The sequence below is a fragment of the Dankookia rubra genome (assembly GCF_004355005.1).
GTDB lineage: Bacteria > Pseudomonadota > Alphaproteobacteria > Acetobacterales > Acetobacteraceae > Paracraurococcus > Paracraurococcus ruber_A.
In genome coordinates this window covers 30,272-45,059 of record NZ_SMSJ01000024.1, presented here as the reverse complement: position 1 = coordinate 45,059, position 14,788 = coordinate 30,272, and the positions used below count along the sequence as shown (strand labels likewise).

General features: G+C 63.0%; 10 protein-coding genes. 3 read left to right on the top strand and 7 right to left on the bottom strand.

Annotated features, from left to right (window positions below; translation table 11 throughout):
• The first annotated feature begins 4 nt into the window (after positions 1-4).
• Positions 5-385 carry a hypothetical protein gene (locus tag E2C06_RS17850; protein WP_133289976.1) on the top strand — a complete coding sequence of 127 codons (381 nt, stop codon included), beginning with the start codon at positions 5-7 and terminating at the stop codon, positions 383-385.
• Positions 382-2,277, top strand: a complete 1,896-nt coding sequence (locus E2C06_RS17845; protein WP_133289975.1) for a type IV secretory system conjugative DNA transfer family protein — start codon at positions 382-384, stop codon at positions 2,275-2,277. The genes E2C06_RS17850 and E2C06_RS17845 overlap by 4 nt, the downstream gene beginning before the upstream one ends.
• A gap of 379 nt (positions 2,278-2,656) precedes the next feature.
• On the opposite strand, the gene E2C06_RS17840 is transcribed toward E2C06_RS17845, so the two are convergent.
• From E2C06_RS17840 to E2C06_RS17820, 5 genes are all read right to left on the bottom strand, one after another.
• Positions 2,657-5,116: a PAS domain-containing protein gene (locus E2C06_RS17840; protein WP_133289974.1), complete on the bottom strand. Its 2,460-nt coding sequence runs from the start codon at positions 5,114-5,116 to the stop codon at positions 2,657-2,659.
• A 723-nt stretch (positions 5,117-5,839) separates the two neighbouring features.
• Positions 5,840-6,508, bottom strand: coding sequence for a basic helix-loop-helix domain-containing protein (locus E2C06_RS17835; RefSeq protein WP_206664578.1), 669 nt, complete (start codon positions 6,506-6,508; stop codon positions 5,840-5,842).
• 347 nt (positions 6,509-6,855) lie between these two features.
• Positions 6,856-8,871, bottom strand: a complete 2,016-nt coding sequence (locus E2C06_RS17830) for a hypothetical protein (protein WP_133289973.1) — start codon at positions 8,869-8,871, stop codon at positions 6,856-6,858.
• 87 nt (positions 8,872-8,958) lie between these two features.
• Positions 8,959-9,954 (bottom strand): DUF3991 and TOPRIM domain-containing protein, encoded by a 996-nt coding sequence (locus E2C06_RS17825; protein ID WP_133289972.1) that lies wholly within the window; start codon positions 9,952-9,954, stop codon positions 8,959-8,961.
• Positions 9,955-10,040: 86 nt separating this feature from the next.
• The gene (locus E2C06_RS17820; protein ID WP_133289971.1) at positions 10,041-11,120 is read right to left on the bottom strand and encodes a coiled-coil domain-containing protein; all 1,080 of its coding nucleotides are present in this window, start codon (positions 11,118-11,120) and stop codon (positions 10,041-10,043) included.
• Between the two features lie 234 nt (positions 11,121-11,354).
• Here E2C06_RS17820 and E2C06_RS17815 point away from each other — a divergent pair, with 234 nt between their 5' ends.
• Positions 11,355-11,957, top strand: a complete 603-nt coding sequence (locus E2C06_RS17815; protein WP_133289970.1) for a recombinase family protein — start codon at positions 11,355-11,357, stop codon at positions 11,955-11,957.
• 27 nt (positions 11,958-11,984) lie between these two features.
• On the opposite strand, the gene E2C06_RS37655 is transcribed toward E2C06_RS17815, so the two are convergent.
• Positions 11,985-12,317, bottom strand: a complete 333-nt coding sequence (locus tag E2C06_RS37655) for a hypothetical protein (protein WP_165982459.1) — start codon at positions 12,315-12,317, stop codon at positions 11,985-11,987.
• A 46-nt stretch (positions 12,318-12,363) separates the two neighbouring features.
• Complete coding sequence (locus tag E2C06_RS17810) at positions 12,364-13,680, bottom strand: replication initiation protein (RefSeq protein ID WP_133289969.1); 1,317 nt, start codon at positions 13,678-13,680, stop codon at positions 12,364-12,366.
• Positions 13,681-14,788: the final 1,108 nt, after the last annotated feature.

Here is a 14,788-nt window from a genome sequence, read left to right as displayed (position 1 = left end):
AGTTATGCGGCGCATCATTTATGTCCTGAGCTTGGCGTTCTTCGGTGCGCTCGTCTTTCTTGGTATCCCATTTTTGCTGATGATGGTGATTGCCGTTCTGTCGGTCGGCTGGGTGGCGGCGTTTGGGCTGGTGGCAGGCACGTTCTCCCTGGTGGCGGGTATGCTGCTCCATGAGCCCGCGGCCTTCCGTGGTGCGCTGTTCCTGCTCGGTGTAGGCGTTATTGCCTTCGTGATCCTGACCCTGACTGGTGGCGCGTGGCACACGATGCGGGCACGACTTCAGAGGGGGCGGCCGGCTTACCGGCAGGCTAGGCCGCTACGCATTTCGCTGCGTCAGGAGCGTGATGCGAGCTTCTTCGATAACCGGAGGGGGGCGCGGCGGTGACCCGCAGGAGACTGCTCCTCTCTGGCAGCGCGGTCGGCGCTGTTCTTCTTGCCGGCAGTGCCGCCGTGACGCAGTTCGGGGCATGGCGCCTGGGTTACGACCAGGCTCTCGGTCAGCCCTTGATCGGGCACGTCTATGCTCCCTGGTCGTGGCTCTCCTGGCAGTTTGAGCAATGGCCCGCGGCGGAGGGGACGCTGCGGATGATGCGCCAGGGCGGGTACTGGACCGGCGGGGCTGCCTTCCTGGCGGGTCTGAAGGTTGGCATGGGCCGAGGGCCTGATACACCCCTTCATGGGGAAACCAAGTGGGCCACAGAGCGTGACATTCGCCGCGTGGGCCTGCGAGACCAGCACGGCGGCATCGTCGTCGGCCGCACTGGCGGCCCAGGCGACGGCCTGCTGGTGCTGGGAGGTCAGGAGAGCGTTGCCCTGATGGCGCCGCCCAGGTCCGGTAAGGGCGTGGGTGTCGTGATCCCTAACGCTCTCGGGTTCGAAGGATCGGGTTTGGTTTTGGACCTCAAGAGGGAGGTATGGGACGCGACCGCAGGATACCGGGCCGAAACCGGTCACCAGGTCGCGCTATTCGATCCGCTGAGCCCTACAGGCGAAACACAGCAGTACAACCCGTTGGCCTACGTGCGTCGTGGCACAGTGGACTGCTACGGCGATGTGGAGCGTCTGGCCTTCATGCTTATCCCGGACGTGCCGGGACCCAACGGATTTTTCCCGAAGGCAGCAAGGGGTGGATTCGTCGGGGTTACCACCATGGTCGCGGAATCCGATGACATCAGGTTCTGCATGGGCGAGATCGTTCGAATTCTAGTCCGCTCAGACGTGAAGGAGTTTCTGAAGAAGCGTTTGGATGAAGCCAGAGATGGCGGGCGCCCGTACAGCCGGGCGTGCGCCGATGCCTGCCGCTCGTTCATCAATGCCCGCAGCGATACCTTCGAGGACATTCGTAAGACGATCACCTCGGATCTCGGGCTGTTTCTCAATCCGCGCGTCGCGGCGGCGACGGAAGAGAACGACTTCGACTTCCGGCTTATGCGTCAGCAGCGCATGTGGGTCTATTTCGCTTTGACCCCGGGGAACGTCGATAGGCTAAGACCCCTGGTCAATCTGTTTTTCCAACAGTTTGTAGACGCCATGGCCGAGGTTCGGCCGGAGCAGGATCCGCTCTCGCGTCACAAAGTCCTGCTGTTGCTGGACGAGTTCCCGCAGCTCGGCCGCATGCCGGTCCTGGCCGGCGCAGCGGCGTTCATGGCCGGCTACAATGTCAGGGTGCTGTATGTCATGCAGGCCAAGCGACAGCTGAGGGAAATCTATGGCGATGCCGGCGGCGAGGCGCTGATCGCAACCTGCGGCCTAGAGGTCGTTTACGGGACCAAGGACCAGCAGTTGGCTGAGGAGCTAAGTCGGCGCATCGGGACCAGCACTGCTAAATCGCGGAGCCTGTCCCGGCCGAGCTCGTGGCTCGGCGGCGGAGGGCGGCAAAGTGAAACGCTGAGCGAGACGGCTCGGCCGCTCCTACTTCCCCAGGAGATCACACGGCTGGAAGCACATGAGGTTCTGCTGTTCCGCTCTGGAGCACCGCCGATCAAAGCGGAGCGGATTAGCCATTTCCGGGAATCTCCGTTTCGGGATGTGTTGCGTGAACCGCCGCAGGTTCCCATTCTCGAGGTCCCCCTGGATCTCGATGAGGGGCACGGAGCCACTGCAGCAAACCCGCAGGCAGGGGGCCGGGGTGTCAGCTCGATGGGTGCGGAACTCATCTCTCCGGAGATGGCCGAAGCGTTCAAGACTGTATTCGACGCCACCTCAGAGGCCGAGGAAGTTGACAAGATCTCCGCATGGATCGAGCGGGATGGCGCGGTGCAGGTTGGGCAGAGCTAATACCTCTGCACAGAGGTTTTGACCGGTTGGATGGCGGCTAGGCAGACCGTCCGGCTGCCCCGGATTGAGGCTCTGCGTGGAAGAGCCGCTTCCGACCCTTCTCAGACCTTCCTGTGCAGTCCTCCAAGGTCTGGATTCGAATGCGAAGCAGTCATATGCCCTAGGACATCCTGATCGGCGGCTTCGCGCCCATCCTCGCCGTTCGGCCCGCGAATTGCTAATCCCAGTACCGGCCGCCCATTCGCGTGCTTTGCCGGGCCACTGGACACCGGCAATTGAGGATCAGGACACTCAGTGCTTTCGTGTCCTGACCCCAAAAAGGCGCACCGCGTCACTACACCCGGGTTCCCCTCGTGCGGTCGCCGGGATTCGATGCCGCTCACGGAGCCTCCAGCGCGTCCCGGCGGCGGTTCCTCCGGCGTGCCTGCCACGCGACGGCGCGACGCAGTACGCGCGAGAGCTGCTCGATGGAGTAGGGTTTGTGCAGCAGTTCAAAGCCATGTTTCCCGTTCTGCGCGAGGACGTGGCTGTAGCCGCTCGTGAGCACGATCGGGATGTCGGGATGGCGCCGGCGGACCTCCTCCCCGAGCTCGATGCCGCTCAAGCCCGGCATGACTACGTCGGAGAACACGATATGGAAGCGCTCGCAGTCCCTCTCCAGTTCCGCAAGGGCCGCCGCAGCGTCGAGCGCGAGGACGCCCTCGTAGCCGATCTCGCGCAGCGCCGCGGTCGCGAACTCGCCCACCCGCTCGTTGTCCTCGACGACGAGGACGCAGACGCCCCCACCCGGGATGGCGTCCGTCGCCTCCTCTTCCTCCGCCTCCTCCGTTCCCGGCTCGGCCCGGGGGAGATAGAGCGTGAAGGTGGCGCCCCCGTCCGGCGGGCTTTCGACGCGGATGTCGCCCCCCGACTGCCTCGCGAAGCCGATCACCTGCGACAGGCCGAGCCCCGTGCCCTCGCCGACGCCCTTCGTCGTGAAGAACGGCTCGAAGATCCGGACCAGGTCGGCGTCGGGAACGCCCGGGCCGGTGTCCGTCATCGTGACCGCCACAAAGTCGCCCGCGACCGGCGCATGGGCACGGATCGCGGGGATGCCGGAGACAGGGCCCGCCGCGATCCTCAGGACGCCTTCGCCGCGCATTGCGTCGCGGGCGTTGATCGCCATGTTCACGATCGCCGTGTCGAACTGGCTCCGGTCCGCAAGGATCGTGAAGGGGGCCTCGGGCAGGTTTAGGTCGAGGCGGACGCGTGAGCCCGTCAGCGAACGGACCATCCCCGCCACCTCGCGGAGGCTGGCTGCAACGTCGAAGGGCAGGGGGGTGAGCGCCTGCCGCCGGGCGAAGGCGAGGAGTTGGCCCGTCAGCCGTGTGGCGCGCCCGGCCGCGTCGCCGATCGCCTCGACGTAGCGGAGCCGCCGCTCCTCCGGCAGGCCCGCCCGGCGGAGCAGTTCCACCGATCCGCGGATGACCGTGAGCAGGTTGTTGAAGTCGTGCGCGACGCCGCCGGTAAGCTGCCCGATGGCCTCGAGCTTCTGTGACTGGCGCAGCTGGTCCTGCGTCGCGGCGAGCGCCTCGGCCGCGGCGCTGTCGGCCGTGATGTCCACGGCGGTGGAGTAGAGGTGCCCGTCGTCCGGCACGCAGGACCAGCGGAGCCAGTGGTAGTCGCCGCGCTTGGAGCGATACCGGTTCTCGAAGCGCAGGAGCGGCACGTGCGCCCGCACCTGGGCCCAGGCGGGGGCGAGGGCCGGCATGTCGTCAGGGTGGACGAAGTCCGTGAAGGGCCGCCCGACGATCTCCGCCTCGCTCCAGCCGAGGACGGCGTGCCAGGCCGGGTTCACGCGGCTAAAGGTGCCGTCCGCGAGCGAGATGACGGAGAGGAGGTGGGGGCTGACCTGCCACGTCAGGCTGCGCTCGTGCGCCCGGTCCGCCACCTGCCGTTCGAGGTCCTGGTTGAGGGCCCGAAGCTGCGCCTCGCTCGCCCGCAGACTCGCGTCGGCCCGCAGGCGCTTGGTGACGTCCACCCCCTCGACAAAGATGCCGGTGACCTGGCCCTCCATGTCACGGAGGGGCTGGTAGACGAAGTCGACGAAGACTTCGCGCGGCGGCGCCCCGCCCTCGCCGTCGAGCACGAAGCGCGCACCGTCGGCGGCGTGGGCGACGCCGGTGCGGTACACGCCGTCGAGGAGTGCCAGGTAGCCCTGGTCCACCACCTCCGGCAGCGCTTCGACGACCGTGTGGCCCACGACGTCCCGATCCCCGACGACGCGCCGGTAGCCCGGGTTCGCCCGCTCGAACCGGTGCTCGGGGCCGGTGAGCAGGGCCATGAAGGTTGGCGCCTGCTCGAACATCTGAGCCAGGCGCAGCTCACTGTTCCGGTGCAGCATCTCGGCCCGGACGCGTCCGGTGACCTCGACGACGGTGACGAGCACGCCCGACACCCTGCCCTCGGCGTGCTCCGCGTCAGGGCAGTCGTGGAGGGGGCTGTAGGTCAGGTCGAACCACGCCTCCTCCGGCCTGCCGTGCCGCTCGACGACGAGGAGTTGCTCGGCGAAGGAGCGGGACCTGCCGCCGAGCACGGCCGCGTAGATCGGGGCGTTGAACGCCCAGACCTCGGGCCAGCACCCGCGCGTCGGCTGGCCGAGGCCGCCGGGGTGCTTCGCGCCCATCACGGCCCGGTAGCCATCGTTGTAGACCTGCACGAGGTCCGGCCCCCAGAGCACGATCATGCCGAGGGGCGAGCCGAGGACGAGGTCCACGGCGGCGCGCAGGCTGCGGGACCATTCCCCCATCGGACCGAGCGGGGTGGCAGCCCAGTCGTGGCCGGAGACGAGGGCGCGCATCTCCTCACCGGCTGCCGCAGTCGGCGCCGGCGCGCCGGCCGTCACCCGCGTCGCACCAGGAGGATCTGCGCGGCGGCGACGATCGGGGCAGGCCAAGCTACTTCGACCTGGACGAGGACGTCCGGGGCCCTGCCCACCCCGTCACGCGGGGTCCAAGACCGGCCCGAGGCAGTCCGCTCGGCGCTGGTGCGCCTGGGTTTCAGGCCGTGGAAGGCGTCGAGACTGGCGCGGTGGACCATCATCGGCCCAGCCTACTGACTTCGTGAGGGAAGTCACGCCGTTCCGCGGATCGGGTCGGAGTGGCCAGGAAGGACAGATCTCCTGGCGGCTCGGCAGATGCAGCGAAGAGTGTGATCGGCGCCGCTGTCATGCGACCTGTCAGCGGGACAGCGGACTTGTGCTGCGGCAGGGATGGGTGACGCCATTGGTACCGGAAGCCCGCGTCACGCTGCCATCCAACCTGGGACGTGAAGTTTTCAACTCGTCGAACGAGGGCTCCAGCCCGCCCCTGGCAGCGCTCAGGCTGCTGCGCACGGCCTTCAGCCTCGCCGCCTGAGTTCCGCCTCTGTTCGCGCGAACCGGACGCTAAGAGCACTTTCGTGTCCGGACCCCAATTGGGACAAAACCGCCTCGGGAAAAAATTTACCGAATGGCAGGTTATAACTAAGAGCAGTCGTTATAGAAAAAGCCAGGTTACGCCGATAATCTGCTCAGCCGAGATATTCAAAACACAGTGACGCGGGCTCCACGCTTACCACATTTCGAGCACTTAAGCCGATTCGTTAGGTCTTTCAGACTCATTCCTGCTGCGACATGCCGTCGAAGGTCGTTTATGGTGAGGATCGCGGGTTTGCGACAGAAGTATGTAGATCCGCAACGTACTAGCATTTCCGAGTCCTCCTCTATCCATTCGGTCAGAGTGTCGGGCGACCTCGAAAGGCGTTCTATATCCGACCGCCACTCCTGGGCTTCGTCACTGTTCCAGTCAATCCGGATGGTGGCCGATCTAGCAACGAAACGGGTTTTACCGCAGTTTATAGAGGGCTCGTAGTCCTTGCCATGATCCTTAATAAGGTCGGCTTCGTAGAGGAAATTGTCGTCCTTCCCGAGTGTATAATCAAAAATGATTTCGAATAAATGTGATGTATCCTTCCCGTCGCTTTCTCTTCTGATGTAGAGGCCCTGTATTCCGCTGCCGTTTAAGTCCCGGCTGAAATTGAAGCGGAGACCTCGGCGAAGGGAGAAGAAATATTCATGATCGTGCATGGCCAGTGCCAATCTGGCTATATCGTCGCACGTGATCTCCTGCAGGGTAGGCCCATTAACCGGTAATTTGATGCTTTCTCCCTGCCGCACGCTACGGATGATCGGTTTTTCGGCGTGCACATTCATGATGTTTCCTGTGTTTAGTATCCAGTCGTGCCCGTGCAGGGTTCTTCCGAATATACGTCGTTTAGCGCGGCTCCGACTACCTGCCATCCATCGAGCGAAAGGCGGCTTTTGTCAGGGCCACGCCATACCGGGCGAGCGGGGCGGACTGCTTCTATGCTCTCCCATGAGGGTATAGCGGACATTTTGGCTGTAACCTCTACAGCCGCTACCCGCCCCAAAGGGCTGCTCTTAGGGAGCCTACCCTTCGCCCGGGCCAAGGCGGCGTGGAGCCATGAGGCCGGAGAACCGCTCCGGCAACCGGTCAAACCTCTGGGCAGCCGTCCTCCATTTTCTATCTGCTCCTGAGTTCAATCGAGACCCAGATGCTTGAAGAAGGCTTCGTTCCTAATGCGGGCGTCGTGCAGGATCTTCTCGTACGGCAATACCTCGATGCTCGCATTGTGTTCGGTCGACACGCCAAAGAACCCCTGGCCGTCGGCGGTGCGGTGGTTGGCGGGTGAGTAGCGCAGCACCCTCAGCAGGCTATCGGTGAAATCGGCGATGACGAAGCAGACGAAGCGCGTCGCTTCGTTGATAGCCTTCACCTGCTTGCCGTTTTTATCCTGCACGGCCTTTCCGGCGCGGAACAGGTCGACATACTCCAGCACCTGGGTAACGGGGTTTGAGTTGCCGTCGTAGTTGTCCCGCCCGGGGCGCTTAAACTCGATGATGACAACTGGCTCGTCCTGACCCTCGCGGCGGAAGGCCAGCGACTGATCGAAGATGATGGCCAGGTCGGGTTCCTTGCCACTGACGCCGCTCGTGAAGGTGCGGAACGGCTTGTCACTGCGGAAGAAGGTGTAGAACGCCAGCCGGTCGTCGAGAATCCAAAGGTTGTGCTGGTTGTAGTCGAGATCCTCCGAGTTAGTCCGCAGTGGCACAATGAGCTCGTGGATCACCTCTTCGCGGTAATGCTTCCGCTTTTCCGGGTCAGCGAACGCCAGCGACGAGTCCAGTAGCTCTAGGATGGCCTTGCGCCGCACGACATACTCGGCCAACGAACTCTTCTTCTCGTCGTTGAGCGCCTTGGTGATTTTCTCGACGCTTTCGTCAATCCCATCGGGGCCATCCCGCTTCAGTGTGCTCAGCTGACCGTCCAGTCGCCGCTTGGCGCGGAGCTTTTGCCGGCTGAACACAAGGAAGATTTCTTCTTCGCTTTGGGCATTAAGCGGCAGATGGGCGGCCACGAATTCCGGCAGCGTCTCGCGGAACTGCAGGAACTGCGGGTTGTTGCGGATGATGTTGTCGGCCGCGCTCATCTGCTGGTCGCGGATGCGGTTGATGTACTGGCCGAGGAAGGCCTTTGCCGATACCACGGCCGCCTTGTGGATCTCGGCCATCCGCTCCCGACCGAAGGAGAAGCTGGTACGCTCTTGATTTACATGGCCGTCTAGGTAGGTGCCCGTGACTAGCCCGACATAGACGCAGTCCTCCTCCTCGCCGACGTAGCGCAGGCCCAACTGGCCATCGATCGCATCCTGCTCAGCGACCCGCTCGTTGCCCGCGAAAAAGATCCAGTGCAGACCGGCCTCGAGGAACTTCAGCTGCTTGCGCAGCAGCACATGGTAAACTTGGAACTCCATCGGGTCGGATCCCGGGTCCAGCTTGACCTCGATGATATCGATCTCGCTGCGCTGCTGGTTATCCGAGTAGTAGCGGCCCAGATCGATCACCTCCGTGCCGTCAATGAGGGTCATCCGCGGCACCTTGCCGACGGCGAAGTAGGTTAGAAAATGCCCGACCAGCTTGGCGGCCAAGGTGGCGGTCCGCTTCGGGCAATGGGCCTCGAAGTTCAGTTGAAAGGGATGCAGCCGGACGGTCGTCCCGCATTCTTCAGTTGTCTCTTCCCGCAGCAGCTTATGCGCATGGATCGGGTTCTTCCCCTTGCGCAACGCGAAAGAGAAGGTGCGGCGCATCGTGGCACCGGGCTCACCGAACCGGCTGACGACCTCACAATTGCTGAAAGCCTTCAGCCACGCCAGACGGCCGACACCCTTGCCGCCCCTGGCCACTTTGAAATCCGAATCCGAAGTGCGGAAGGAACGCCAGTTGGCCTCGTTCAACCCGATCCCGTTGTCACGTACTGTGAAGCCCTGGACGCTACCGGCTTCGCCGTCCTCTCGCCGGTGCACCTCGATCTCAATCACTCCGGCGGTAATAGTCTCATCATTCCAGCGGGCTTCAACCGCATGCAGTCCATTACTGACCGCCTCGAATAAGGGGATCAGCGCGTTGACCGGAGAGGCAGGAAGGCTGAGGTTTCTGACCCGCCCGGCAAGGTCGAACTCGAAGTCTGGTTCGACGCGGGCTTCGAGCGTGTCCATTGGGCACCCAGTTATGCAAGGCTAAGGAACTATGCCGTAGTTCTACCGGAAGGCAAAGGGGAGCCGAGATCAAGACGGCCAGGTTGGTCACACGCGACGGATCGAGAGGGAGGGCGCGGGAGCCGGGGCCTTTGGCTGCGGCCTAGCGCGGAGCTCATCATTCCAGTCCGCCGCAGCCGGCGGCACAAGCCGGGAAAACTTGGCCCCCGCTGCCTGTGCCAGACGCTCGAGCCGCTCAGCCAGCCGATCGCCGCCAATACCACGGTCGGTTGCAGCAACCAGATTGACTCCTTGGCGGAGCAAAGCGCCGAGTGTCCGCTCCGTATTGGGCCCAAAGCCGCCGCCCGTAGAAATCCAGAGGACCGGCCCACTTCCGCTTTGTCGGCAGTGCCAACGCTCAAGCGCGGCGATGCTTAGGGCGTCGATCATCGCCTCGGTCACCACTATGCGGTCGGCCGCGCGCTCGCCAAGGCTGAAAACCGATTTGTCGCCGCCCTTTGAGAACCCTTTGAACTGCGGCCCTCGCATCTCCCATCCAGTAATGTCGCCGTTCTCAGTATGGTGTGCGCCCCAAAGCGTGCCGTAGATACCCTCCCGCAGCACGTCCGCCTGGACAGCCGCGCGGATCATCTGCTCTGGAATGCTTCGCTGCTCACTGAGATAGCGCCAGCCAGCAGATCCTGGGCGGGGAGGCTCCGCTGCTCGCCAGCGTAAGGCGGGCTCGGCCGAGGGGGAGGGAACACTGACCTGGCTGCTGCTTGGTCGGCTCATGGGGATCAAGCGCGGTGCCACACCGGAGAGCAACCGGAGCCGTTTCCGGACGTGGCCCAGACTGCCACCGTTAAGCCGCTGATCCAGAGCGATGACGTCGCCCCTTTCCTCGTTGAGACCCTGCCCCTTAGAAAGCGGATCAAACCAGCCTCGACCATTGTGGGTGACGATCAGGATCTCACCTTCGCTACGGCGGAATTTAACCGCGCCCTCGATGCTCTCGGCTTGATCGACCTTCCAGCCCGCGCGATCGAGAACGGTGCGGCAATCAACGGTCTCGCGGAAATGCTCCAACTCAGGATCGCTTGCCACCGTCTTTCTTCCTCTTGCCCCGCGTCATTCTGATGCGTCCCGCATAGGGACAGGCTCCCATCTGAGGTCCGACCACAGTGCGCGTTCTATGTCGCGCCATTGCCGCTCTCCGACTTTGCTGTGCGTTTGCGCAGGGCAGGCATCGGCGCCGCCTGTGGGATCAATCCCCGGAGCGCCTCCATGGCCTTCTCTGCGGCGTCCTGCGCGCCTTCCGCCCGTTCTGCGCGGCGCGTCATTGCGGCGAGCTTGGTGCTCAGCTCTTCCAGGCTGGCCTCTGCTTTATCGGCTCTGGAGGTGAGTGTCCCAATGCTGGCTTCCAAGCGGACAGTCGCGGCCTCGGCGGCCTCGGCTCGCTGGCTCTGTGCCGTGCGCTGCGTCTCGGCCTCCGAAGCTCTGGCGGAGGCGCTGGTAAGCCGGGCGTGCAGGTCGACGGCCTGCTTTTCGTAATCTGCAATCTCGTTGCGCAGATCAGACTCTAGCTTGGCGGCTGCTGTCAGGTTCTCGCGGGCGGTCCGCAGTTCGTTCGACATAGCAGCCGAATGCGCCCGCGCTTCAGCGAGCGCACCCTTAGCGGCTTGAGCCGCGTCGCGTTCGCCGTCGATCCTGCCGGCTAGTTCGTCGCGCTCGGTGCTTGCTTTGTCCCGCTCAGATTCAGTGCGGGAGAGATTAGCTTGCAGCACAGCGAGGCTTTCGCGGACCTGAGCAAGGTCGGACACAAGCTGGTCGCGCTCCTTCTCCAGCGCCTCCGCTTTGTTATCGGCATCAGCGACGGCACTTGATGCAGCCGAAAGCTGCTCGTCTGCCTCGGCCCTCTTGCGCTGTAAATCCGCAAACTCGTCGCGGTATCGGCCGTCATAGGTCTCGGTGGTGACGCGGACCAAGGAGAGCACCAGGCCGTCCAGATGCGCCTCCATGGTCCTCTTCGTCTCGGTGAGGGCTTCGGAAATGCGAGACGGGATTGAAGTATGGCCAGTCTCTTCCGGGTTCTCGGGGACCTTTCCCTCGCCCTGCGTCTCTAGCCAGCGCGTCCACACCGATTCCAATCGATCTGGGCGACCCGTTCCAATCGCGGCGCGCAGCGACCAGCCGTGGACCTTTCGACCCGCTTCAGCAATGCGCCGGCCTTCCTCAATAATCCTGTCGTCAGAAACCTGTGCCTTAGCCATCAACGGCGACCCTTCGGATGATGAATGACATATAGGGTCCTGAGGTAAACAAACAAACAACAAACATTCAAACAAACTATGTCACGACGTCCTAACGCTAAGGGCTCCGAGAAACCCTCGTTTTTGAGAGAGTTGTGCTGATCCGGCTGGGACCGCCGATAAGTGCCTCCGAAAAGGCTCTCTTGAAACCGGCTCCGAAATCCTCCATTCCGAGATGAGTTTCGGGAGGATGGGATGCTGGTTGGCTATGGTCGGGTCAGTACGCGTGACCAGAATCCCGAGATGCAGGACCAAGCGCTCCGCGGCGCCGGCTGCGAGCGGATCTTCATAGAGCGAGCGAGCGGGGCGCAACGGGATCGACCACACCTCGCTGCCGCACTCGACTTCATGCGGGATGGAGACGTGCTGGTTGTCTGGAAGTTGGATCGACTGGCACGATCGCTCAGGCACCTACTGGAAACAGCGGCCGACTTAGAGAGTAGGGGGATCGGCCTGCGTGTCCTGACGCAACCGATCGACACCACGACCTCAGGCGGCAGAATGCTGTTCGCTATCTGCGGCGCTATCGCTGAGTTTGAGCGAGAGCTCACACGGGAGCGGACTTACGCAGGTCTTGCCAGTGCGAAGGCAAGGGGAAAGAAGGGAGGCCGTCCGCCGTCGTTGTCGGCCAATGATTTGACCGCAGCTCGTGCGATGCTCCGGGACCCTGAGTTGTCGGCGGGTGACGTGGCGCGGCGCCTCAGGGTCTCTCCGTCCACGCTCTATCGGCACCTACCGGCAGCCAAGTCCGCGGCCCTAGAAAAGCCGTCCGAGGACGATCCCGGCAGAATACCGTAACCGCCTCGGGCTTGATGCTCGCGGTGTCTAGCGTGCCTGTGCTGCGCTAGGCGACGGCAACTCGATAAGGTTGGCGTCACGCAAGCGGCGAAGGGCTTCGTTGAAGCGGCGCGCTCGATCCTCCTCATCCTGCTGCTCGAGGGCGGCCTGGAGATAGCAATAGCCGCGGTCCTGGGTTGATGGCTTTGCGTCGCAGACGGCGCGGGAGATCAACTCCTGCAAGGACGGGACCTGTTGAGACATTCGCCTCGTCACGTCGGCTAGGTTTTGCTGATCCTTTGCGTCTGGCCCTTGGGCCAACGCCTCAGGTGCACCAACGAGAAACGCGGCCGCTGCTGCCGCAAACGCAAGGCGAAGCATCTTGTAGGGTATCTCCATTTAGGTAGTAACGGGGGCGGGCGATCTCTTACCCTCTCGCACGCCGCTGCGGTGCTGACCGTGGCGTCGGATCATCCAGATCAATGACCGACGTGGCGCGTCGCCCAGCAATCTCGATAGCCTGCGCCCAGGAAGCCTCGTTCGGGTCGTCGGTTCCGCTTACGGCAAAAACCGAAGCCTCTTCTGCCGGGTTCAGATTCAGCCGAGCTTGCCGATCGTCAGGCACGCTGCGCCGCAGTTCCTCCAGCGCCTGCAACATCTTGGCAGGCATATTGGACTGCCGGACTTCGTCCTTCCGCGTCGCCTTGGCTTTGGCCTTGGCCTGATCCAGGCGCCGAGCATAGGTCAGCAATGTCGGTGAGATGCTCTCGGAGCTTCTGTCTCCAGAAGCAGGCTCCGGCAGCTCACCGCTGTCGCCGGCAGCGTCGGAACGGGCTTTCCGCCGTGCGCGAGATGCCTTTTCCACTTTGGAGCCAGCCTCAGTTTGCTCACCTGGGCCCTTGGGCCTGAACGAGACATCGACCCTCGTAACCCGCCCGCCCTGGCCTTGGCGTGTCACTGCCCAACCAATCACAAACGGTGCCAGCTGATTAACCTCTGCGGCGGGGTCACGTAGGACACGTCGTTCAAGCTGCGCCCAATTTGGATACGCGCCCTCCGCTACGCACAGCTGGCGCCGCAACTCCTCGACCGATACCTGCCATGTCGAGTGCCGCCGCCGGTAAAACAGCATCCCAATTTCGTACAGCTTAAGTGCGTATACCGACCGAAGAGACAGAGCGATCAGCTTGTTGATCTCAGCGAAAAACTCAGAGTTCCGGAGAGCATACTGCAATGCCCGCGAGAACCTGAAATATACTCGAGCCTGCCTAGCCGTGATGATCTCGGTCGTTCTCTCCGACAGATATGGGGCCTGGAGAATCGCGTCCAGGCCGCGCTCGCTTTTAACGGCGATGGCGATCTCAGTCGTCGCTAGTTCGTGCAGAGTTCTAGCGATGCGGGCCGAATCCGAATGCAGGTCCATCAGCTCCCCTTTGCTGATGAAGTGCTGGACGTCCTCGCGCCAGGCGTCGCCCCCCGCCTTTTGCAGCATCAGCAGCAGAGTTTTGAGCGCATACAGGCTGAGCCCTTCGCCGGATCTGGGCGCCGACAGGATCACCTCTCCTGCAGCGATGATCCCCACTTTCTCCGGCCTGCCTCCGACTGCTTCAGCGCGCTCTGCGGCGATAGCCAGCGTCTTGCCGGTGGCGCCCTTTTCGGACGGGCGCTCGTGCAGGTGCAGAGTGTCCAGGCTCAGCTGGGGCTCGGCTGCGGCGGTCGCGGCGGCTTCGGGCTTGCGAGGCATGGGCAACTCCAATCCGCGGACTATTTAATAAGTGTGCCGTGCCATGACAAGAATTTTGGCACGATACACTTTATGGCCGCGCTACGGCACACTAGACTACCTTAACCCCTTGATCCGTCAGGATAGGCAAAGGGAATTAGAGAGGATGGGTTAGGCACTCGGCACACCAAACGTGCCGTTCAAGCACTGCGGTACAGGGCAAAATGCTACCTAGCGGTTAAGAAAACGGCGAATCTCCTCGGCAGGCTAGGCAGAATCAGGAGGAAACTGTGCCGCGCTGCGGACAGGAAGTGTGCCATGCCTGCCTGTGGATAATGGCACCAAGATTCTCGCAGTTTGGCACATAGAACCTCGCGCTATGGCACATAGAACCTCGCGCTGCGGCACAGTTATGCCGCGCTACGGCACAATTTCGCCCGTAAGCCATTGATTTGACGAACGAAAAAAGGGGGGAACAATTAGAACCTATATAGAACTCTTCTGAACTTAGAATTCCTGCCATCCTAGGCCTCTCAGCACACAACCAGAGGGGGCGGACCTACGGTCCTCCCCCCGGCGCTCCGCGCCGGCTCCCCCCTCCCCCAGCGCTTCGCGCTGGCTCCCCTTCCCCTACGCCTAAAGGAAAAGCCCGCTGACTCGGTAGAAGGGCAAGAGGAAGAAAAAGACAGGCCGTGCGCCGAGACCATCCAGAGCGATTTGAGCAACTAGATCGAGACGTGCGGGCCGCCCGGCAGAATCTCGCTGCCGCCGTGCGTCGCGGTGATGATGCGGCGGCTCTGTCTGGCTTTCGAACCGCCGTCGACGTGACGGCGCACCAAGTGCAGCGCGCGGAACTCGCGCTGAGGAGCGGACAACGCTGGGAGCTGTTCAGGTCTGCCCACGAGGCTGCACCGAGGCTCCTTGCCGAGCTCTAGGAACGGGAAAAGGCGATCCTCCCGGCCGAGGCAGCTTCGCTGGAGGGCGCCATCAAGGCCAGTGACCTCAGCGCCCCTATCCGAGAGATGGCGCCGGAGCCGCAGATGGAGGACGCGCCGGCATTTAGGCTGTGAGGGTTCCTGGCCGCGGAGACCCTCATTTTAGGGGATACCCTGGTCATCACTGCCCTATT